Below are 21,940 nucleotides of genomic sequence, written 5' to 3'. Positions count from 1 at the left end.
TTATGGCCATGCCTGGAGCTGACTATGCAGAAGCCGACGACGCCAAACATCTCGTTCTACAACCTGGCCTGGCGCTGGCATTTCTATGCCGGGCTGTTTGTGATTCCGTTTCTGATCCTGCTCTCGGTCACCGGCATCATCTACTTGTTCAAGCCGCAACTTGACCAGCTGATGTATGCCGAGTTGCTGCAGGTCACGCCTGCCGAGCAGGCCATCTCGGCGGATCAGCAGCTGGCGTTGGTGCGCCAGGCTTATCCGCAGGCGAGCATCAGCCAATACCTGCCGCCGCTGAACGCCGAACGCAGTGCGCAGTTTGTGCTGGAGGCTGAGGGGCAGAGCCTGAACGTGTTTGTTGACCCTTACAGCGCCAGGATTCTCGGCAGTCAGGACGCGCAGCTCAATCTGCAGGCCATTGCCCGCCAGCTGCATGGTGATCTGATGGTCGGCACCCTGGGCGATCGGCTGATCGAGCTGGCCGCCGGTTGGGGCGTCGTGCTGGTGGTCTCCGGTTTGTACCTGTGGTGGCCGCGCGGGCGTTCCGGTGCCGGTGTGCTGTGGCCAAGGCTGAGTGCCCGTGGGCGTTTGCTATGGCGTGACTTGCATGCGGTGACGGGCTTTTGGGGCTCGCTGCTGTTGCTGTTTATGCTGCTCACCGGCATGACCTGGACCGGCTTCTGGGGCGCGCAGTTTGCCGGTGCCTGGAACCACTTTCCGGCGGCGATGTGGGACGACGTGCCGCAGTCCGGCAAGCTCACCGGTAGTCTCAATACCAGCAGTCAGCAGACCGTGGCCTGGGCGGTGGAAACTACGCCGCTGCCGGCTTCCGATCCACACGCCGCGCATAACGGGCATGCCACTGCCGAGGCGCCTGCCGCCCCGGCCAACCTGCTGCAGTACGTGGTCGATACCGCAGCTGAGCGCGGCGTACAGCCGGGTTACAGCATCACCCTGCCGAAAGGTGAAACCGGGGTGCACAGCATCGCGCTGTTTGCCGACGACCCGCGTAACGACGCCACTCTGCATATCGATCAGTACAGCGGTGCGGTGCTCGCCGATGTGCGCTGGAAGGATTACGGCGTGGTGGCGAAAACCGTGGAAACCGGGGTGATGCTGCATGAAGGCAAGCTGTTCGGCCTGGCCAACCAGTTGCTGATGCTCGCGGTCTGCCTGCTGGTGCTGCTCAGCGCGGTCAGCGGCCTGATTATGTGGTGGCAACGCCGGCCGAGCGGCAAGCTCGGCGTACCACCGCTGCGCCACGACCTGCCACGCTGGAAAACAGCGATAGTGATCATGGGCCTGCTGGGCGCGGCTTTCCCGCTGGTGGGTGCATCCCTGTTACTGATCTGGGCGTTGGACTGGCTGCTGCTCTCGCGCCTGCCAGGGCAGCGTTTGGCCAACGGCTGAATGGATTAACCGGCGCGGGCATGGCCCGCGCCAAGGCTTCGCGTTACAACATCTGTTATGGACAGTCAGTCCACCTTTGGAGGAATACCATGTTGTTGAAAAAGACCCTGCTGATTGCCGCTCTGCTGAGCCCGAGCCTGTTCGCCAGTGCCCATGAATACACCGCCGGTGAGCTGCACATCGAACACCCCTGGTCGCGGGAAATGCCAGCCGTAGCGCCCACCGCTGCAGCCTATTTCGTGGTGCACAACAAAGGCGCCGAGGCTGACCGCCTACTCAGTGCCAGCACCCCGGTGGCCGGCAAGGCCGAACTGCACGAGCATATCCACGCCGATGGCCTGATGAAGATGCAGCAGGTGCAGAACGTGGCGATTCCTGCCGGTGGTGAAGTGAAGTTCGAACCCATGGGCTACCACGTCATGCTGTTCAACCTGAAACAGCAGGCCAAGGACGGCGAGCGCTTCCCGCTGACCCTGACCTTCGAGAAGGCCGGCAAAGTCAACGTGGAAATTGCCGTGCACAAGGATGCACCCGCCGGTGAGAAATCCCATGGCGAAGGGCACGCGCACTGATCTGTGCGCCCAGCCCTGCTGCGTTGCAGCGGGGCTGCTGTTGTTCGGTGATATTCACCGTCATTGATTTGCATCAGCCGTCCTGCTTAGGCCGTTAGTCATACTCGGCGCAGGATTCTTGAGTTGTCGTGATGCCCCGCAATCGCTCCTTCACCGCCAATTACCGCGCGAGCTGGCTGGCCCTGTTGGCCATGCTGTTGCTCAGTGTTGGGCCGTTGCTGTCGCAGCTCACTGCGCCGGCTGAACCGGCCTGGCTGACGGAACTGGCCTGTGGGGAGCATGCCGGCAGCCATAACGGACCTCTGGATCACGACGCGCTGTGGGCCAAGTGCGGTTATTGCACCCTGTTGCTCAACAGCCCGGCCACCGGCTGCGCCAGCCCGACCCTGGCGCTGGCCGCCGCGATACCCGCTGACCGGCATGCTGCACCCGTGCGTAGCGGGGTTGTTCGCTCAGCTATTTTCCCTGGTTCGCGCAGCCGCGCACCTCCTGCCTATTCCTGATCGCCATTGCCCTGTTGCCTGTGCTGGTGCCGTTGAGCGGTGCCGGCCATTCCCTGGTTCTGTCTCGATTCTGGAATACCTATGTCTACTCGTTCGCTTTTGATCAGCGCTGCACCTTTTCGACTGGCGCCGCTGTGCGTCGGCCTGCTGTTGGCCACTCAGGCGCATGCTGCGCAAACCACTGAACACGACCCGGAGCAGCATGCGCTGCAATTGCCGCCCTCGGTGGTCACCGCCGTGCAGCAAAGCTCGCCGCTGACCGTGGTGGCCGACCCCAAGGACCCACGCCAGCCGGTGCCGGCCAGTGATGCAGCGGATTATCTGAAGACCATCCCCGGTTTCTCTGCGATTCGCAGTGGCGGCAGCAACAGTGATCCGGTGCTGCGCGGCATGTTCGGTTCGCGTCTGCTGCTGCTCACCGACGGCGGGCAGATGCTCGGTGCCTGCCCGGGCCGGATGGATGCACCCAGCTCGTATATCTCGCCGGAAACCTTTGACCTACTGACCGTGAGCAAAGGCCCGCAAACGGTGATCTGGGGCCCAGGTGCCTCGGCCGGTGTGGTGCGTTTTGATCGCGAGCCGGAGCGCTTCGGCGAGCTGGGCGCGCGCCTGCATGCCAGCGTGCTGGCGGGCTCCAACGGCCGTTTCGACCAGACCCTGGATGGCGCTGTGGGCGGTGAGCAAGGCTATCTGCGGGTGACCGGTAACCGCTCGCACTCGGACGATTACGACAACGGTAACGGCGACACCATCCCCTCGCGCTGGGATAAGTGGAACGGTGACGTGGCCCTGGGTTGGACGCCGGATGCCGACACCTTGATTGAGCTCACCGCCGGCCGTGGTGATGGCGAAGCGCGCTACGGCGGCCGCAGCATGGATGGTACCCAGTTCCAGCGTGAAAGCCTGGGCCTGCGCGTGGAGCGCAGCAACCTCGGTGGCGTGCTGGATAAGGTCGAGGCCAAGGTTTACTACAACTACGCCGACCACATCATGGACAACTTCCGCCTGCGCATGCCCGATCCAAACAGCATGATGCCTGGCCCGATGGCCGCGCAGGTTGATCGCCGTACCTTGGGCGCGCGCCTGGCCGCCACCTGGAAGTGGCAGGATGTCGAGCTGATCACCGGCGTCGATGCACAGCGCAGCGAGCACCGTCAGCGCGTTTCCGACGGCGGCATGATGGGCATGCCCTATGTCGATGCTGATCGCTTCCCGTGGGACAAGGACGCGCTGATGCACAACTACGGTGTGTTTACCGAATCCACCTGGCGTCTGGCCGAGCGTGATCGACTGATCTCCGGTGCTCGTCTGGATCGTGCTTCGGCCAAGGATTACCGACCGAACTTCAGCGACATGATGGGCATGACCACGCCCAACCCGACGGCGGGCGAAACCCGCGCTGACACCCTGCCCAGCGGCTTCGTGCGCTACGAGCATGATTTGTCCGGCTCGCCGACCACCGTCTATGCCGGCATCGGCCATGTGCAGCGTTTCCCCGATTACTGGGAGCTGTTCTCCGCCGGGCTCAACGGGCCGGCTGGCGCAGACAACGCCTTCGACGGCATCAAACCGGAGAAGACCACCCAGCTGGATATCGGTATCCAGTACAAGGGTGACGCCATGCAGGCCTGGGCCTCGGCGTATGTCGGCCAGGTGCGTGACTACATCCTGTTCGACTATCGCGGTATGAGCACCCAGGCCGACAACGTCGATGCGCGCATCATGGGTGGCGAGCTGGGTGTGGCGTATGACCTGACAAGCAACTGGAAAACCGATGCCACCTTGGCCTATGCCTGGGGCAAGAACAGCAGCGACGGCGAAGCACTGCCGCAGATGCCGCCGCTGGAAGCACGCCTGGGCCTGACCTATCAGCGTGATGACTGGAGCGTCGGCGCCCTGTGGCGAGTGGTGGATGGTCAGGGCCGCATCGCAGATGGGCGCGGTAACGTCGTGGGGCAGGACTTTGGCGACAGCGCCGGTTTCGGCGTGCTGTCTCTTAACGGTGCTTATCGTGTGACCAAGCAGGTCAAGCTCAGCGCTGGGGTGGATAACCTGCTCGACAAGCAATACGCCGAGCACCTGAATCTGGGCGGTGATTCCGGTTTCGGCTTCCCGGCTGATACCCGGATTGATGAGCCCGGCCGCACCCTCTGGGCCAAGGTCGATTTCGACTTCTGATATGTCCAGTTGTGGGAGGGGTTGGGCGGCATTCCGCTTTAGCCGCGAGCTTTTTGAGTCGCGGCTAAAGCCCCTCCCACATCCGCGTGATGAATTTTTGCGGGCTAATACAGCCTTAAGGTTCAAGCGCGACAGTAGTCCTCGCAGACACACTTTCTCCCTGCACCGAAGAGGACTACACCATGCGCAAACTGCTTCTGCTGTCTCTGGTTATGGCCAGTCCGCTGACCTTCGCCGCCACCCAATGCACCACCGCCGACAAGGCGCAGTGGCAGGACCAGGACAAATTCCAGGCTGACCTCAAAGCCCAGGGCTACGAGATCAAGAAGTTCAAAGTGACCGGCGGCAACTGCTACGAAATCTACGGCTTCAACAAAGAAGGCCAGAAGGTCGAAATCTACTTCGATCCGGTCGATGGCAAAGTCATCAAAAGCGAAATCGACGGCTGATGAACGCTGCCACCACACGCCTCTGGGACCCGCTGGTCAGGTTGTTCCATTGGTCTCTGGCGAGCGCTTTCCTGGCCAATTACTTCTTCACCGAAGAGGGTGAGAACTGGCACCGCTGGTTCGGTTACTACGCCGTGGCCTGGTTGGCGGTTCGCCTGGTGTGGGGTTTTATCGGTACACCGTCAGCGCGCTGGGCGGACTTTTGGCCGACCCGGACGCGCCTGGCCGAACACCTGCGGGCATTAGTCAGCGGGCGTGATTACCACCGCATGGGGCATTCCCCGCTGGGCGGTCTGGTGATGATCGGCATGATGTTGCTGATGCTCGGCCTGGGAGTGACCGGCTTTCTGATGGAGGAGGTCGATTACTTCTGGGGCGCTGATCTGCCGTTGCAGATTCATGAATTCTGCGCCGATGGGTTGATGGCCCTGGTGGGTCTGCACATCGCAGCGGCGCTCTTTGAAAGCTACCGCCTGAAGGAAAACCTGCCGCTGTCGATGGTCACCGGCAAGCGGCGCAAGCTGGATCACTGAGGTTTGTATCTGTCGCGGCTAAAGCCCCTCCCACAATTCATACGCTCCGTGGGCGGGGCTTTAGCCGCGATGTTTTTTACTTAAACCAGCCGCGCATCCAGGCTGTTCTGCGCCAAGCGCTTGGCCTGTTCCTGGGTCATGCCCAGGCTGTCGTACAGAGCTGCGAAGTTTTCGGTGACGTAGCCGCCGAAGTAGGCCGGATCATCCGAGTTCACCGTCACCTTCACCCCGCGTTCGAGCATCTGCAGGATGTTGTGCTGGCGCATGTCGTCGAACACGCAGAGCTTGGTATTGGACAGCGGGCAGACGGTCAGCGGGATCTGCTCGTCGATGATGCGCTGCATCAGGCGCTCGTCTTCGATGGCGCGCACGCCGTGGTCGATGCGCTCGATCTTCAGCAGGTCCAGCGCTTCCCAGATGTATTCGGGTGGGCCTTCCTCGCCGGCGTGGGCGACGGTCAGGTAACCCTCGCTGCGCGCCTTGTCGAACACGCGCTGGAACTTACTCGGTGGGTGGCCCATCTCCGAGCTGTCCAAACCGACGGCGATAAACGCATCGCGGAATGGCCTGGCCTGCTCCAGGGTTTTAAAGGCTTCTTCTTCGGGCAGGTGGCGCAGAAAACTCAGGATCAAACCGTGGCTGATGCCCAGTTGTTTCTCGCCATCGACCAGCGCCTGCTTGATGCCGCGCAGCACCACTTCAAAGGGAATGCCGCGGTCGGTGTGGGTCTGCGGGTCGAAGAACGGTTCGGTGTGGATGACGTTTTGCGCCTTGCACTTTTGCAGGTAGGCCCAGGTCAGGTCGTAGAAGTCCTGCTCGGTGCGCAGCACATCGGCACCGGCGTAATACAGGTCGAGAAATTCCTGCAGGTTGTTGAAGGCATAGGCGCTGCGCAGCGCTTCAACATCATTCCAGGGCAGTTTGATCTTGTTGCGCTCGGCCAGGGCAAACAGCAGCTCGGGCTCCAGCGAGCCCTCAATGTGCAGGTGCAGTTCGGCCTTGGGCAGGGCGTTGAGCCAGTCGTACATGGTCAGATCTCGTTATCAGGCGTGGTCGCGACAAAGTTTAACCGCTAGGACAGGATTTCGCCGAATCGGTACGGCTGTTGACGATGTGTGGCGCTATGTAGGGTGGACATCGCTTTTTATGTCCACCAGCGAGCAGCGTAGTAACGCAGGTGGTGGATGAGAAAAAGCGTCATCTACGCGCCCCGATCCACCCTACGCTTGACGGTGTTATGCGTCGGCCTGTTCTTCACGCCGATACGCATAGGTATCGGCAAAGCGCGACAGCAGGTAGTCGGCGCTGGTCACACTCGGGTACTTGGGCGGGTTGGCGGCGTCCGAGCAGTTGGGCAGGCAGCTTATTTCGGTGTCCGGGTGCGGCTCGGCGAAGAACGGCATGGAGTAGCGATCCACCCCCAGCGGGCTGATCACTCGGTGCGGGGTTGAGGTGTAACGGTCGTTGCTCCAGCGCGCGAGCATGTCGCCGATGTTCACCACAAAGCTGCCGGCAATCGGCGGCGCATCGATCCACTCACCGTCACGGTTACGCACCTGCAGGCCGCCGGCGTCATCCTGATAGAGCAGGGTGATGCAGCCGTAGTCGGTGTGTTCACCCGCGCCTTGCTGTTCGACGCTGCTGGCGGTGTGGCGCGGCGGGTAGTGGATCATGCGCAGCACGCTGATTGGCTCATGAAAGCGCGTGTCGAAAAAGTCGCGGTCGATATTCAGGGCAATGGTCATGGCGCGCAGCAGGGTTTGCGCCAGCGCTTGCATATCGGCGTAGTGCTGTTCCATCAGTGTTTCCCAACCGGGCAGGTCGGGATGCCGATTGGCGCCACGCAGCGGTTTGCCGGCCAGCACCTCGGGATGATTGAGGTCCATGTGGAAACCCATGTCGAAGGTTTCCTTGAGATCGCTCGGTTTGCTCGGGTCCAGCTGCTCGGTGGCAATTGCGCCGTAACCGCGGTGATGGGCGGTCTGGGTGATGTCGATTTTGAGTTTGTCCGCAGTCGGCAGGGCGAAGAAGGTCTTGGCGGCGCTCAGCAGGTCGGCGATACGCGCCGGGCTGATCGGGTGGCCGGTGATATAGAAAAAGCCCCACTCGCGGCAGGCGCGGTCAATCTGCTCAGCCACGGTAGGCCAGACGGTTTGGTCGTCACTGTAGAGCGGGGCGATATCGATAATCGGTAGGCGGTTCATAAAAGGCTCCGGGTGGGGCGGTGCTGCGAGTCTTCTCGTACCCAGGGCAGCGAGTAAGAGCGCCCCATATTCAGGGCGCCCTTTTGATGCGGTTCTGCCGGTGAGGCAGGGACGGCATCGGTTTGATGTGTGTGAGGGGGCTTACTTCGGCAGTTCAGCCTTTACGTTTTCCACGTAGTAGTTCATCGACGCCAGTTCGGCGTTGGTCGCGGCGACGCCGGCCGGGATCTTCTCGACGCCGCTCTGGTCCTTGATCGGGCCGGTGAACGGGTGGAAGGCGCCGCTCTTGATGTCGGCGATGATCTGCTCGGCTTCGGTTTTCACATCCGCCGGCACCAGGTCGCTGATTGGCAGGCGAATAGTGTCTTCAGCCAGGCCGCCCCAGAAATCCTGTGGTGCCCACTTGCCGTCGATCACAGCTTGGGTGGATTTGACGTAGTGCGGGCCCCAGTCGTTGACGATTGAGGTCAGTACGGCTTTCGGCCCGAAGTGCGCCATGTCCGAGGCGTAGCCAACGGAATAGACGCCGCGACGTTCGGCGGTCTGGATCGGCGCCGGGCTGTCAGTGTGCTGGAACACTACGTCGACACCCTGGTCGATCAGCGCGTTGGCCGCATCGGATTCCTTGCCCGGATCGAACCAGGAGTTGACCCACACCACCTTGATCTCAGTGCCGGGGTTGTACTTGTCCAAAGCCAGCTGGATGGCGTTGATATCGCGGATGACTTCCGGGATCGGGAAGGAGGCGACATAGCCGATTTTCTTGGTCTTGGTCATCTTCGCCGCGAGGAAACCGCCGACGTAACGGCCTTCATACGAGCGCGACAGGTAGGTGCCGAGGTTCTTGTCCTGCTTGTAGCCGGTGGCGTGCTCGAAGGTCAGCTTGGGAAATTGCTTGGCCACTTTCAGCGTCGGGTTCATATAGCCGAAGGAGGTGGTGAAGATCAGGTCATAACCGCCCTTGGCCATGTTGCGAATTACCCGCTCGGCATCCGCACCTTCCGGCACGTTTTCCACGTAGCTGGTTTCAACCTTGTCGCCAAGCTGTTTGATCACCGCCTGACGGCCCTGCTCATGCTGGTAAGTCCAGCCGTGGTCGCCAATCGGGCCAATGTAGACAAAGCCGACCTTTAACGGATCGGCGGCGGAAGCGCCCAATGTGGCGCTAAAGCCAAGGGCGGCAACGAGGGTGCGCAGCAGCGGTTTTTTGCTCTTCTCGAACATGGTTGGCGGAACTCCGATGGGTGTGGGTACGTTTTTGTTAAACAGCTGCCTGTTCGATTGCAAAAAGCTGACCAACTGGACAATTAGCGCTGCGCGCCGCGTAAAAACGCAGAACCCCGCCGTGGCGGGGTTCTATTGTGGTGCTGTGCTGGTGCGGAAGGGAGTAGGTGTGCTGCCTGCTGGTGCGTGAAAGAGGCTTAGTGCCCCGGCTGCCAAGGCTTGCCCAGGGATACCGGGGCAAACAGGCGGGTCTTGATTGCATCGCGCGAGAGCAATACCAGCACCAGGATGGTCGCCACATAGGGCAGCATCGCCAGCAGGTTGGACGGGATCGACAGGCCGATGCCCTGCGCCACCAAGTGGATGATGCTGGCCAGGCCGAACAGGTATGCGCCAAGCAATACGCGGAATACCCGCCAGCTGGCAAATACCACCAGCGCCAGGGCGATCCAGCCGCGCCCAGCGGTCATGTTTTCGGCCCACATCGGCGTATAGGCCAGCGACAGGTAACCGCCCGCCAAGCCGGCCATGGCGCCACCAAACAGCACTGCCAGGGTGCGCACACGCAGCACTGGCAAGCCCATGGCGCTGGCCGCGTCAGGGTTTTCACCGACTGCCTGGATGATCAAACCGATGCGGCTTTTCAGCAGCACCCAAGCGACTAAACCGAACAGGGCGAAGGACAGGTAAACCAGAATGTCCTGGGCAAACAGCATGCGCCCGATCAGTGGTATCTCGCTGAGCAGCGGAATGGTGATGGGCTCAAACCCAGCCAGTGGTTTGCCGACCCAGGCCGCACCGACAAAGGTCGACAGGCCGACGCCAAATATGGTCAACGCCAGGCCGGTGGCCACCTGATTGGCGTTAAAGCCCAGGGCTACGGCGGCGAACAGCATCGACAGCAGCATGCCGGCGCTCATCGCCAGCAGCACGCCGAGCCACAGGTTGCCGGTACTCAGGGCGACGATAAAACCTATCACCGCGCCGAACAGCATCATGCCTTCCTGGCCGAGGTTGAGCACGCCGCTCTTCTCGCAGATCAGTTCACCGAGGGCCACCAGCAGCAGCGGCGTACCGGTGCGCACCATGGCGTAGAAAATATTGCTTAACAGGTCGAGGTCCATCGGGAGTTCCTTTGTGTATCGCTTTTGTAGGCGCGCGCATGCTCGCGCCTACAGGTTGTTTGTTAGGCCAGGGCCTCGGCGGTGGCTTTAGTTTTTCGCTGCGCCCACTTCAGCTTCAGCCGTGGCCGATAAAGAATCAGCACGTCGCAGGCGAGCAGGAAGAACAGCATCATTCCCTGGAACAGTTGGGTGATCGCCTGGGGCAGGTTCATGGTCATCTGCGCGTTCTCGCCGCCCAGGTAGAGCAGGGCCATCAACAGGCTGGCGCAGACAATGCCGAGCGGGTTCAGGCGGCCGAGAAAGGCCACGGTGATCGCCGCGTAGCCGTAACCTGGCGATACTTGTGGCACCAGTTGGCCGATGGGGCCGGCCACTTCCCCCACACCCGCCAACCCGGCTAGGCCGCCGCTGACCAGCAGGGCAAACCACACCAGACGTTTCTCGCGAAAGCCGACGAAACCAGCGGCGCGGCGGTCGAGGCCGAGCACCTTGATCTGGAAACCGAGAAAGCTCTTGTGCAGCAGCACCCACACCGCCACCAGGGCCAGCAGGGCGAAGTACAGGCCGGCGTGCAGGCGACCGTCTTCACTCACCAGCGGCAAGCGGCTGGCATCGCCGAACATCGCCGACTCGGGGAAGTTGAAGCCGGCCGGGTCTTTCAGCGGGCCATGCACGAAGAACAGCAGCAGGTTCAGCGCGATGTAGTTGAGCATGATGCTGGTGAGGATTTCGTTGGCATTGAACTGCGTGCGCAACCAGGCGGTCAGGCCACCCCAGGCAGCACCCGCCGCCACGCCGGCGAGCACCACCCAGACCAGCGCCCAGCGGCTGTCCCAGTCGATGATCTGGATCGCCATGGCGCTGCCGGCCAATGCGCCGAGCAGCAACTGACCTTCTGCGCCGATGTTCCAGATGCGCGCCTGATAGGCCACGGCCAGGCCGAGTGCGCAGAGCAAAATCGGCAGCGCCTTGACCAGCAGTTCGGAGACGCCATACCAGTCGGCCAGCGGCGCGATCAGCAGGGTGTGCAGGGTGTCCAGCGGGTCGTGGCCAAGCATGGCGAACAACAGCGCGCCGCTGCACAGGGTCAGCACGGCGGCAAGCAGCGGCGATAGCCAGAGCATGGCGCGCGATTGCTGGCCGCGCGGTTCGAGGGATAACAACATGTAAAACTCCGTCAGCTCAGGTGGGCAGCAGGGGCTGCCGTCGTGCTTGTGATAGGGGGCAGCGGGGCGAATTCGCCGGCCATCCAGCGACCGACTTCAACCGCTTCGGTTGCTGCGGTGGTGGCCAGGGGCGAGAGCCTGCCGCTGCACAGCGCGCCGATGCGATCGCTGATCTGGAACAGCTCATCGAGGTCTTCGGAGATCACCAGAATCGCCGCGCCGGCATCGCGCAGGGCAATCAGCGCGCGATGGATCGCCGCCGCCGCGCCGACGTCCACACCCCAGGTCGGGTGCGCCGCCACCAGCAGTTTGGGGTTCTGCAGGATTTCGCGGCCGAGGATAAATTTCTGCAGGTTGCCGCCGGACAGGCTGCGCGCAGGCGCATCGGCATCCGGCGTCTTGACCGCAAAGCGCTGGATGATTTCCTCCGCCAGGGCGCGCACTTTGCCGCGCTGAATCAGGCCCTTGCTCAGCAGGCCGTGCTGAAAAGCGGTGAGCAGGGCGTTATCACTCAGGCTCATGTCCGGCACTGCGCCATGGCCCAGGCGTTCAGCCGGGACAAAGGCCAGGCCCAGTTTGCGCCGCGCATCCGGGTACAAATCGGCAATCGGTTGCGTGTCCAGGCTGATGCGTTCGCGCTCGCTACGCGGCAGGCGGGTTTCGCCACTGAGCAGGGCCAGCAGCTCGTCCTGACCATTGCCGGCGACCCCGGCGATGCCGACGATCTCGCCGCTGCGCACCTCCAGGCGGATCTGGCTGAGGGTGCAGCCGAACGGGTCGGCGTTGTGCCAGCTGAGATCATCCACGCGCAGACGCGGCAGGCCGCCCGTGACTTTCGGATAACTGCTTTCCAGGCCTTCGGCATCGCCGACCATCAGCCGCGCCAGCTGCAGATCGCTGCATTCGGCCGGTATGCAATGCCCCGACACCTTGCCGCCACGCAGCACCGTGGCGCTCTGGCACAGGGCACGCACCTCGCCGAGCTTATGGCTGATAAACAGAATGCTGCAGCCCTCGGCGGCCAGGCGGCGCAGGGTGACGAACAGCTCGTCGGCCTCCTGCGGGGTGAGTACCGAGGTCGGCTCATCGAGGATCAGCAGTTTGATGTCCTGCATCAGGCAACGGACGATCTCCACCCGCTGCCGCTCGCCGATGGACAGGCTGTGCACCAGGCGGCCGGGTTCCAGGGCCATGCCGTAACGCTGGGAAACCTCGCGAATCTTCGGCTCCAGCTGCTTGGGTGTACCGGCCGCTGCGCCCATGGCCAAGGCGATGTTCTCCGCCACGCTCAGGGTCTCGAACAGCGAGAAGTGCTGAAACACCATGCCTACGCCCAGGCTGCGCGCCATGGCCGGGTCACGCATTTTCAGCAGTTCGCCCTGCCAGCGAATCTCGCCGCTGTCGGGTTGGGTGACGCCGTAGATGATCTTCATCAGGGTGCTTTTGCCGGCACCGTTCTCGCCGAGCAGCGCATGGATTTCCCCAGGCGCGATGCTCAGATCGATACGGTCATTGGCCAGGCAGCCGGGGTAGCGCTTGCTGATACCGCTCAGCTGCAAGCGTGGAACAGAAGGGGAACTGGACATGGACAGAGGCTCGGGAATGACAACTGCCCTGGCTAAAGCAAAAAGCTGGCCAGAGGGTCAGAAAGCCGCTGTGCAGGGCTGCCCGATGACTCGGTGAGAAACCATGCAACTAGGCTGCGTCAGCATGGTGCGTGCGGTCGGTGGTTGGTACGTTTTGGCGCATCGCGGGCAAGCCCGCTCCTACAGAGGACCGCAGCCGAGCCTGCGATTCTCCGTAACGCCTCTATCCCTTGTAGGAGCGGCCTTGGCCGCGATCATTCGTTAGGCCAGTTGCAGGCTCACAGCCACACCGCATCCCACAACGGGTAATCACCAATGCGCTTTACCAGGCCGGCTCGCAGCGGATTGGCGACGATATAACGAGCGGCTGATTGCAGGTCTTCATCCTGGCGCAGTGCCCGGTCGTGGTAACCCGGCTGCCAGATCGGGCCCTGTGCACCAAGGTGCTGATTGATCTGCCGTGCGCTGTTGCTTTTGATACGGCGCATCAGTTCATCAAGCGAGCCTGCTTGCAGTTGTACAAGCCAATGCAGGTGATCGGGCATTACTACCCAGGCCAGAGATGCGACCTGTTGTTGCTCATGGACTATGCGCAATTCTCTGATTAGCAAGCGGGCTAGGGTGAAGTCGCTGAATAGCGGACGGCGTTGCAGCAGGGTGGTGGTTAGCAGATAAATGCGTTCGGGTTCTGAATGACGGCCACGTCGTAGGTTGCTGCCATGGGGTTTTGCAGGCATTCCATTGCCTCTTGTGGTGTATCCGAGATTGATCGCGGGCAAGCCCGCTCCTACAAAAGCGTGTAGCGACTACTGTTCCGGTCACGCCGCACCCCTGTAGGAGCGGGCTTGCCCGCGATAATTCGTGAAGTTATCTGTAGGCTCACAGCCACAATGAGAAGCGTAGCGCAGTGCTCTTACTGCGGCCGCAACTCAATCCGCCCACGACTGATATCCGCCAGCAGCCGCTGCAGTTCGGCAACCCGTGGCGCGGGGATGGCTAGCTGTAGTTCGGCTCCACTGGCGTCGTAGCTTTCGTGCTCCAGCAGGCAGTCGAGCTCGGCCAGGCGCGCCTTGAGCAGCGGCAGTTCGGCGAACAGGCAATGGCAGCGATAGGACTCACGGGCGACCAATTCGATGCGCGGCGCGGCTTGCAGGCATTTATTGGCGCTGCCGCCGTAGGCGCGGGCCAGGCCGCCGGTGCCCAGCTGGATGCCACCGTAGAAACGGATCACCAGCACCGCCACCTGATCCATCTCCTGGGCGTCGATGGCGGCGAGGATCGGCCGGCCGGCGGTGCCGCCCGGCTCGCCGTCATCACTGAAGCGGTACTGCGCACCCACCTTCCACGCCCAGCAATTGTGGCTGGCGCTGGCATCGCTGTGCGCGGTGATAAACGCCTGCGCCTCGGCCGCGCTGGCAACCGGCGCGGCGAGGGCGATAAAGCGGCTTTTGCGAATCTCCTCGCGGTACTCGCAAGGGCCGAGCAGGGTGAAGGGCATCAGGCGTCTTTGGCGGGCGGGGTCAGGCCGCAGCCCTTGAGGATGATGGCGATCAGCTGGTCGGCGGCTTCTTCGTAATCGGCTTTCACCAGGCGCGAGCGGCCAGTGACGCGGCAGATCTGCGAGGCAAAGTCGGCGTAATGCTGGGTGCTGCCCCACAGCAGAAAGATCAGGTGCACCGGATCCACCGGGTCCATCTTGCCGGCCGCACTCCAGGCTTCGAACACCGCGGCGCGGCCACGGAACCAGGCCTGGTAATCCTGATTGAGCATCTGCGAGAGGTGCTCGCCCCCGCTGATCACTTCCATGGCGTAGATGCGCGAAGCTTTCGGGTGGCGGCGGGAGAATTCCATCTTGGCGCGGATATACGCCGCCAGCGCCTCGGCTGGGTCGTCATCGACAGTCAGGTTGTTGAAGGTGTTGTCCCACAGTTCGAGGATGTTCACCAGCACCGCCTGATAAAGCCCCAGCTTGTTGCTGAAGTAGTAGTGCAGGTTGGCCTTGGGCAGGCCAACGTTCTGCGCGATGGTGTTCATGCTGGTGCCTTTGAAGCCGTGGCGGGCGAACTCTTCCTCGGCGGCCTTGATGATCGCCTCTTCGTTTTTCTGCCGAATCCGGCCGGCAGGTTTGCTGCTCGGATCGGCTCGGTGCGCAAGTACTTCAACAGTCATGGGCGGTTCCGCAGTGGTCAGGTTTTCGGACGCCTGCACTGATACCCCAGCGCCGCCGAGGTGACAAGCGCAAGGGGCGGAAAAAGCGTTACAAGCCCTATTTAAGCGGGCTTTGCACCGTCCTTGTGCATATTTTGCGCTGTTCTGATCCGGGCCTCAGGCCTCGGCCAGGGCTTGCAGAAAGCTCTCCAGCACCAGATGCGGGCGGCGGCCCTTGCGCGTCACCGAGGCCAGGCTGATGTCGTAGAAACGGCTGGCCGGCTTGAGTACGCGCAGGCGGCCTTGCTGCACCCAGGCCTGGGCGTAATGATCGGGCAGGTAGCCGATATAGCGCCCGGTGAGAATCAGAAAGGCCATGCCTTCGCGGTCCGACGCGCTGGCGGTGCAGTTGAGCGCCTGATAATGGCTCTGCACCTCGGGCGGCAGGCGGAAGGTCGGGGCGATGGCCTCCTGAGCGTTCAGCCGCGCGTCCTCCAGCTGCTGATCATCGACATAGAACAGCGGGTGGCCGACCGCGCAGTAGAGCAGCGAACGCTCGTCGTACAGCGCCTGGTAGTCCAGCCCGGACAACGCCACGGTCTGCGGCACCACGCCGATATGCAGGCGGCCGTCGAGCACGCCTTGTTCGACTTCGCTGGGCGGGGTCATGCGGATGTGGATATGCACGTCCGGGCCACGCTCTTTCAGGCGCGCCAGGGCGTTGGTGATGCGCATATGCGGCACCGTCACCAGGTTGTCGGTCAGGCCGATATTCAGTTCGCCGCGCAGGTGCTGGTGCAGGCCGTTGACCTCAGTGCGAAAACTCTCCAGCGCCGCCAGCAGCTGCTGGGTGCTCTGGTACACCTCGCGGCCTTCTTCGGTCAGGGCAAAGCCGGCGCGGCCGCGCTGACACAGGCGCAGGCCGAGGCGTTGTTCCAGATCGCTCATCTGTTGGCTGATTGCCGAGCGGCCAATCCCCAGGGCGCTTTCGGCGGCGGAGAAACCACCGCATTCCACCACGCTGCGAAACAGCTTGAGCAGGCGAATATCAAAGTCACTGACCTGGGCCAGCGGGTCGGGGCGGCGGGTGCTCATTGTTTAGTAACCGGTTAACTAAAGATATGAAGAGTCATGTTTTCCTGACTCTAAGCCCGTGGCACCTTTGCTGGCAACAGATTCGCTTTCTCTGTGGGAGGGGCTTCAGCCGCGACAGCTGTTGAGCCTCGCGGCTGAAGCCCCTCCCACGGTACTCACATCGCTCAGTCGCCCATCCGCGAGGCCGCACCATGAACATGCCGCAGACCGAAGTCCCGTCCCTGGCCAGCCAGCTCAAGCTGGATGCGCACTGGATGCCGTTTTCCGCCAACCGCAACTTCAAGCGCGACCCGCGTCTGATCGTCGGTGCCGACGGCAATTACTTCATCGATGACAAAGGCCGCCGCGTGTTCGACAGCCTCTCCGGGCTGTGGACCTGTGGTGCCGGGCACAACCGCAAGGAAATTCAGGAAGCCGTGGCCAAGCAACTGGGCACCCTGGATTACGCGCCGGGCTTCCAGTATGGCCACCCGCTGTCCTATCAGCTGGCCGAGAAAATCACCGAGCTGACCCCGGCCGGCCTCGATCACGTGTTCTACACCGACTCCGGCTCCGAGTGCGCCGACACCTCGGTGAAGATGGCTCGTGCCTACTGGCGCCTGAAGGGCCAGCCGAGCAAAACCAAATTTATCGGCCGTGCCCGTGGTTATCACGGCGTAAACATCGCCGGCACCTCGCTGGGCGGCATCGGCGGTAACCGCAAGATGTTCGGCCAGATGATGGACGCCGACCACCTGCCGCACACCCTGCAGTCGCACCTGGCCTTCACCAAGGGCATGGCGGCCACCGGCGGTGTGGAGCTGGCCAACGAGCTGCTGAAACTGATCGAACTGCACGATGCCTCGAACATCGCCGCGGTGATCGTCGAGCCTATGTCCGGTTCCGCCGGGGTGATTGTGCCGCCAGTCGGCTACCTGCAACGCCTGCGTGAGATCTGCACCCAGCACAACATCCTGCTGATCTTCGACGAAGTGATCACTGCCTACGGTCGTATGGGCAAATGGACCGGTGCCGAGTTCTTCGGCGTGGTGCCGGACCTGATGAACACCGCCAAGCAGATCACCAACGGCGCGATTCCCCTGGGCGCAGTGATCGCCACCAGCGAGATCTACAACACCTTTATGAACCAGGCGATCCCCGAGCACATGGTCGAGTTCGGCCATGGCTACACCTACTCGGGCCACCCGGTGGCCTGCGCCGCCGGCCTGGCCACCCTGGAGCTGCTCAAGCGCGACAACCTGATCGAGCAATCGGCGGCCCTGGCACCGATCTTCGAAGACAAGCTGCACAGCCTCAAGGGCAGCAAGAACGTCATCGACATCCGCAACTGCGGCCTGGCTGGCGCGATCCAGATCGCCCCGCGTGACGGCGACCCGGTGATCCGCCCATTCGAGGCTGGCATCAAGCTGTGGAACGCCGGCTTCTACGTGCGTTTCGGTGGCGACACCCTGCAGTTCGGGCCAACCTTCAACACCACGCCCGAGCAGCTGGACTCCGTGTTCAACGCCGTTGGCGATGTGTTGAATAGCCTGGATTGATGCTTGTCTCCCCTCTCCCATGCATGGGAGAGGGGCCGGGGGAGAGGGCTGCAGCGCAAAAAGCCCCTCTCCCTAACCCTCTCCCGCATGCGGGAGAGGGGACGCCCGCAACAGGGTATGAATTTCGGTAAATGAGCCATGGCTCATCTGCCCAACGAACTACCAACGAGGAAGACCCATGACCATCGTTAACCACCTGATCCACGGCGAACTGACTGCCGGCACCGGCCGCAGCGCAGACGTGTTCAACCCGTCCACCGGCGCAGCCACCAAGAAAGTTGCCCTGGCCGACCGCGCCACCATGCAACTGGCCATCGACTCGGCCAAGAGCGCCTACCCGGCCTGGCGCAACACCCCGCCAGCCAAGCGCGCCCAGGTGATGTTCCGCTTCAAGCAGCTGCTGGAGCAGCACGAAGCGACCATCTCCAAGCTGATCAGCGAAGAGCACGGCAAAACCCTGGAAGACGCCGCCGGTGAGCTCAAGCGCGGCATCGAGAACGTCGAATTCGCCTGCGCCGCCCCGGAAATCCTCAAGGGCGAGTACAGCCGCAACGTCGGCCCGAATATCGACGCCTGGAGCGACATGCAGCCCATCGGCGTCGTCGCCGGCATCACCCCGTTCAACTTCCCGGCCATGGTGCCGCTGTGGATGTACCCGCTGGCCATCGTCTGCGGCAACTGCTTTATCTTGAAGCCATCCGAGCGTGACCCAAGCTCCACCCTGTATATCGCCCAACTGCTGCAAGAGGCTGGCCTGCCAAAAGGCGTGCTCAACGTGGTGCACGGCGACAAGGAAGCGGTGGATGCGCTGATCGAAGCGCCGGAAGTCAAAGCCCTGAGCTTTGTCGGCTCCACGCCAATTGCCGAATACATCTACAGCGAAGGCACCAAGCGCGGTAAGCGCGTTCAGGCTCTGGGCGGCGCGAAGAACCACGCCGTACTGATGCCCGATGCCGACCTGGACAACGCCGTCAGCGCACTGATGGGCGCGGCCTACGGTTCCTGCGGCGAGCGCTGCATGGCCATCTCCGTGGCCGTGTGCGTAGGCGACCAGATCGCCGATGCCCTGGTCGAGAAGATCGTCCCGCAAATCAAGGCGCTGAAAATCGGTGCCGGTACTTCCTGCGGCCTGGACATGGGGCCGCTGGTGACTGGTGCGGCACGTGACAAGGTCAAAGGCTATATCGACGCCGGCGTAGCCCAGGGCGCAAGCCTGGTGGTCGACGGTCGCGACCTGGTGGTGGCAGGCAACGAAAACGGCTTCTTCGTCGGCGGCACCCTGTTCGACAAGGTGACCCCGGAGATGACCATCTACACCGACGAAATCTTCGGCCCCGTGCTGTGCATCGTCCGCGTCGGCAGCCTGGAAGCGGCCATGCAGCTGATCAACGACCACGAATACGGCAACGGCACCTGCATCTTCACCCGCGATGGTGAAGCGGCCCGCCTGTTCTGCGACGAAATCGAAGTCGGCATGGTCGGCGTCAACGTACCGCTGCCCGTACCGGTCAGCTATCACAGCTTCGGCGGCTGGAAGCGCTCGCTGTTCGGCGACCTGCACGCCTACGGCCCGGACGGTGTGCGCTTCTACACCCGCAAAAAAGCCATCACCCAGCGCTGGCCGCAGCGCGCCTCGCATGAGGCGGCGCAGTTTGCGTTCCCGAGTAATGGCTAACAGGCCGTTGTAAAACTACCTACGTTGCCGATACGGCGTTAGAAACAGGCTCGAAATGCTCATTTACACCAGTAAACTCCGCTTTCTCGCCTGTTTCTGCCTTGTCTCGGCTGCCTCGGCTACGTTTTTCAACAACCTGTCGTAACACCCAAGGGGACTGATCGCAGGATCAGCCCCCTTTTTTGATGCAACTGAGACCTGTAGGAGCGGCCTTGGCCGCGATCAAGGTCACCACCGAATCGCGGGCAAGCCCGCTCCTACAAAAGCACCACCGTAGGATGGGTTGAGCGCAGCGATACCCATCAAGCAACAACCGCTTTACGCAACAAACCAGCCGCGCGGGCGCGGCGTTGGTGCAGTGACCGCAGGTTACGGCACCCCTTGGGTGAGCGGGTTCAGGGTTTCCTGGCCCGTAAGCCCGCTCTCCCAAGGGCAGCCCACTTCAATTATTTATGAAGAGGACTCCTAGCAATGAGCAAACCCATGATTGGCCTTCCCCTGTGCCGTTGGCAGCTGACCAGCCGTGATATCGGCTGGTTTCACCTGGTCGGTGAGAAGTACATCCACGCCGTCACCGGCTTCGGTGCCTTCCCGCTGATGATCCCGGCCTTTGGCTATGATCTGGACATGGACACCGTGCTGGATAACGTCAGCGGCATCATGTTCGGCGGCTCACTCTCCAACGTGCACCCCAGCTTCTACGGCGACGACCACCCCGGCCTGGGCCTGGCCGACAAGCCCCGTGATGAAACCGTACTGCGCCTGCTGCGCGCCTGTATTGATCGCGGTATTCCCTTCCTCGGCATCTGCCGGGGCATGCAGGAAATGAACGTGCTCTTTGGCGGCACCCTGCACCGTGAAGTGCATGAGGTGGAAGGGCGTCTTGATCACCGCGAGGTGAAGGACGTACCGGACGATGTGGCCTACGGCCCGATGCATAACGTGGCCCTGACTGAGGGCGGCGTGTTGCATTCGCTGTTCGGCGAGCGGCAGATCAAGGTCAACTCATTGCATGGTCAGGGGGTTGATCGGTTGGGTGAGGGTTTGCAGGTTGAAGCCGTGGCCGAGGATGGGCAGATCGAGGCGGTCAGTGTGATTGGGGCCAAGGCGTTTGCTGTTGGGGTGCAGTGGCATCCGGAGTATCGCTATTGGGAGAAGGCGGATTACAACGCGCTGTTGGGGGCGTTTCATCAGGCAGCGCGGGAGTATCAGGTGAGGAAGTCTGAGCGGAGGAGTGAGGCGACCTCATTAGCGTGAGTCTAAAACTCACATTGAAAGAAAAAGGCCCGCTATACAGCGGGCCTTTCTGTCGATGGCTCAACGAATTATTAGCTGGCTAATTTTGCTTTTTCTTTCATGATATGAATCAAATATTTGGCTCCTTCCTCTTGCTCGGCGGAGATCCATTCCTTTGCAAAGGATGTGCTTGATGAGAGGCTGCTAATCAATTCGCCTTCAAAGCTCATTGAAATTGATTTTTCTGTACTAAGTTCACTTTTCACATGGTTTGAGAAGAAATTAGGCTTGCTCTTCATTGGTTTCCTCCTTGACTATCATGCTGGAACTACTGTGCAGCTTGTCTATGTATATGGATAGTAGCTTGGCTATTGTGAGCATCAATACTTTATCTCGCTGTAGCGAGAACTGCTCAGGCGCAGCGCTTGTTAAAACTATCACTCCAAAAGGTTTTTGTGAAGCACCATCTGTCCCATTATCTGATCGCTGGCATTCAGAGATTGGTACTGATAGAAATGAACGGTATTGTTTTGTGTCGGACTCAGTATAGCTACTAGTTAATTCAGTGCTTTTTGATATGTCTGGACATATTTTGATTTCATTGTGAAGGAAAGATAAGCCGACATGTCCAAAGCCTGGTTGCCAGCTCCTATTGGTTTGGTTAAGTCTTTTGTCGCAGTCGCGCCATCTTATGTTCAGAAGATTGGTTTCGGGTGCGTGGATATAGAGAGCTATATTGTAAAGAGAACCCTCTTTGTACATGAACAAGTCTTCGCGATTGTCGCTGAGGGGCTTTAGTATTCTTGCAACGTGTCCGTCTGCTGTTTGTATAAATTCGCTGATGGTAAGGTTTTTTGATTTATTGAGTTCTTCAATTGCTTGTTCTAATTCTAATGTTGCGAGGTAGCATGTGATTGTTTGAAGTTGCTGGAGTTTAGAGTATTGGATTGCTTCTGGTAGAAGTACTTCGTTCAGTTTTTTGTTTTCTTCTATTATTTCTTCTGCGTCATTTGATAGAGAGTGCATTGATGATGATCTGAATATTATAATTGTGCATAAAATGTGTATGGCGGCAAAGGTTGCGTAGGAAATACCTTCTGCAAGTGTTATGTTGTTGGTTGGTATTGCTCGGGTTATTGCGGCGCCAATAATTATCGGGGCAATAAGTGTTGTCCATGTGCTAGAGGCTATTACAGATGATTTGACTATTTTGTTTTCTGTCTTTCGATTTTGTATGGCTTTATCGAGTGTTGCCTCAGTGTTCATTGTGGTTTCTCTATGTATTAGAAAAAAGGTCAGACCCGT

General features: G+C 61.0%; 21 protein-coding genes. 9 read left to right on the top strand and 12 right to left on the bottom strand.

The features are described from left to right. Window positions 1-24: 24 nt before the first annotated feature. From ACOCLD_RS18480 to ACOCLD_RS18455, 6 genes are all read left to right on the top strand, one after another. Entirely contained in the window at window positions 25-1,404 is a 1,380-nt protein-coding gene (locus ACOCLD_RS18480) for a PepSY-associated TM helix domain-containing protein (RefSeq protein ID WP_422910211.1), read from the top strand. An 89-nt stretch (window positions 1,405-1,493) separates the two neighbouring features. Continuing rightward, window positions 1,494-1,976, top strand: a complete 483-nt coding sequence (locus ACOCLD_RS18475; protein WP_422910210.1) for a copper chaperone PCu(A)C — start codon at window positions 1,494-1,496, stop codon at window positions 1,974-1,976. Window positions 1,977-2,107: 131 nt separating this feature from the next. Then, window positions 2,108-2,479, top strand: coding sequence for a DUF2946 domain-containing protein (locus ACOCLD_RS18470; RefSeq protein ID WP_422910209.1), 372 nt, complete (start codon window positions 2,108-2,110; stop codon window positions 2,477-2,479). Window positions 2,480-2,560: 81 nt separating this feature from the next. Continuing rightward, complete coding sequence (locus ACOCLD_RS18465; protein ID WP_422910208.1) at window positions 2,561-4,657, top strand: TonB-dependent copper receptor; 2,097 nt, start codon at window positions 2,561-2,563, stop codon at window positions 4,655-4,657. A gap of 182 nt (window positions 4,658-4,839) precedes the next feature. After that, window positions 4,840-5,106: a PepSY domain-containing protein gene (locus ACOCLD_RS18460; protein WP_422910207.1), complete on the top strand. Its 267-nt coding sequence runs from the start codon at window positions 4,840-4,842 to the stop codon at window positions 5,104-5,106. Then, a complete protein-coding gene (locus ACOCLD_RS18455; RefSeq protein WP_422910206.1) occupies window positions 5,106-5,639 on the top strand; it encodes a cytochrome b/b6 domain-containing protein in 534 nt (177 codons plus the stop codon). The genes ACOCLD_RS18460 and ACOCLD_RS18455 overlap by 1 nt, the downstream gene beginning before the upstream one ends. 80 nt (window positions 5,640-5,719) lie before the next feature. Here the strand turns inward: ACOCLD_RS18455 and ACOCLD_RS18450 are convergent, their stop codons facing one another. From ACOCLD_RS18450 to ACOCLD_RS18405, 10 genes are all read right to left on the bottom strand, one after another. Continuing rightward, window positions 5,720-6,667: an adenosine deaminase family protein gene (locus ACOCLD_RS18450; protein ID WP_422910205.1), complete on the bottom strand. Its 948-nt coding sequence runs from the start codon at window positions 6,665-6,667 to the stop codon at window positions 5,720-5,722. A gap of 207 nt (window positions 6,668-6,874) precedes the next feature. Next, window positions 6,875-7,843 (bottom strand): 2-oxoglutarate and iron-dependent oxygenase domain-containing protein, encoded by a 969-nt coding sequence (locus ACOCLD_RS18445; RefSeq protein WP_422910204.1) that lies wholly within the window; start codon window positions 7,841-7,843, stop codon window positions 6,875-6,877. 141 nt (window positions 7,844-7,984) lie between these two features. Then, window positions 7,985-9,067, bottom strand: coding sequence for a BMP family ABC transporter substrate-binding protein (locus ACOCLD_RS18440; RefSeq protein WP_422910203.1), 1,083 nt, complete (start codon window positions 9,065-9,067; stop codon window positions 7,985-7,987). Between the two features lie 197 nt (window positions 9,068-9,264). Continuing rightward, complete coding sequence (locus tag ACOCLD_RS18435; RefSeq protein WP_422910202.1) at window positions 9,265-10,191, bottom strand: ABC transporter permease; 927 nt, start codon at window positions 10,189-10,191, stop codon at window positions 9,265-9,267. A gap of 62 nt (window positions 10,192-10,253) precedes the next feature. After that, window positions 10,254-11,357 (bottom strand): ABC transporter permease, encoded by a 1,104-nt coding sequence (locus tag ACOCLD_RS18430; RefSeq protein ID WP_422910201.1) that lies wholly within the window; start codon window positions 11,355-11,357, stop codon window positions 10,254-10,256. Between the two features lie 11 nt (window positions 11,358-11,368). Then, on the bottom strand, window positions 11,369-12,943 hold the full coding sequence (locus ACOCLD_RS18425; protein WP_422910200.1) for an ABC transporter ATP-binding protein: 1,575 nt from the start codon (window positions 12,941-12,943) through the stop codon (window positions 11,369-11,371). Window positions 12,944-13,221: 278 nt separating this feature from the next. Next, window positions 13,222-13,680, bottom strand: a complete 459-nt coding sequence (locus ACOCLD_RS18420) for an REP-associated tyrosine transposase (protein ID WP_422911841.1) — start codon at window positions 13,678-13,680, stop codon at window positions 13,222-13,224. 176 nt (window positions 13,681-13,856) lie between these two features. After that, window positions 13,857-14,441, bottom strand: a complete 585-nt coding sequence (locus tag ACOCLD_RS18415) for an IMPACT family protein (protein ID WP_422910199.1) — start codon at window positions 14,439-14,441, stop codon at window positions 13,857-13,859. Beyond that, a complete protein-coding gene (locus tag ACOCLD_RS18410; RefSeq protein WP_422910198.1) occupies window positions 14,441-15,112 on the bottom strand; it encodes a TetR/AcrR family transcriptional regulator in 672 nt (223 codons plus the stop codon). Before ACOCLD_RS18410 ends, ACOCLD_RS18415 begins: the two co-directional genes overlap by 1 nt. 156 nt (window positions 15,113-15,268) lie before the next feature. Beyond that, window positions 15,269-16,186: a LysR family transcriptional regulator gene (locus tag ACOCLD_RS18405; RefSeq protein ID WP_233685829.1), complete on the bottom strand. Its 918-nt coding sequence runs from the start codon at window positions 16,184-16,186 to the stop codon at window positions 15,269-15,271. Between the two features lie 191 nt (window positions 16,187-16,377). Between ACOCLD_RS18405 and ACOCLD_RS18400 the strand changes: the two genes are divergently transcribed. The 3 genes from ACOCLD_RS18400 to ACOCLD_RS18390 all read left to right on the top strand — a co-directional run bounded on the left by ACOCLD_RS18400 (window position 16,378) and on the right by ACOCLD_RS18390 (window position 20,656). Next, window positions 16,378-17,724, top strand: a complete 1,347-nt coding sequence (locus tag ACOCLD_RS18400; protein ID WP_257777646.1) for an aspartate aminotransferase family protein — start codon at window positions 16,378-16,380, stop codon at window positions 17,722-17,724. 178 nt (window positions 17,725-17,902) lie between these two features. Then, window positions 17,903-19,399, top strand: coding sequence for a CoA-acylating methylmalonate-semialdehyde dehydrogenase (locus ACOCLD_RS18395; RefSeq protein WP_422910197.1), 1,497 nt, complete (start codon window positions 17,903-17,905; stop codon window positions 19,397-19,399). A 483-nt stretch (window positions 19,400-19,882) separates the two neighbouring features. Continuing rightward, a complete protein-coding gene (locus ACOCLD_RS18390) occupies window positions 19,883-20,656 on the top strand; it encodes a gamma-glutamyl-gamma-aminobutyrate hydrolase family protein (RefSeq protein WP_422910196.1) in 774 nt (257 codons plus the stop codon). A gap of 71 nt (window positions 20,657-20,727) precedes the next feature. On the opposite strand, the gene ACOCLD_RS18385 is transcribed toward ACOCLD_RS18390, so the two are convergent. Continuing rightward, window positions 20,728-20,934 carry a hypothetical protein gene (locus ACOCLD_RS18385; protein ID WP_422910195.1) on the bottom strand — a complete coding sequence of 69 codons (207 nt, stop codon included), beginning with the start codon at window positions 20,932-20,934 and terminating at the stop codon, window positions 20,728-20,730. Beyond that, window positions 20,918-21,901, bottom strand: coding sequence for a hypothetical protein (locus ACOCLD_RS18380; protein WP_422910194.1), 984 nt, complete (start codon window positions 21,899-21,901; stop codon window positions 20,918-20,920). The genes ACOCLD_RS18385 and ACOCLD_RS18380 overlap by 17 nt, the downstream gene beginning before the upstream one ends. Window positions 21,902-21,940 lie beyond the last annotated feature (39 nt).

Source organism: Pseudomonas cimarronensis (genome assembly GCF_049331905.1).
Taxonomy (GTDB): Bacteria; Pseudomonadota; Gammaproteobacteria; order Pseudomonadales; family Pseudomonadaceae; genus Aquipseudomonas.
The sequence above is the reverse complement of the archived record's forward strand: the minus strand, read 5'-3'. Positions and strand labels throughout refer to the sequence as shown.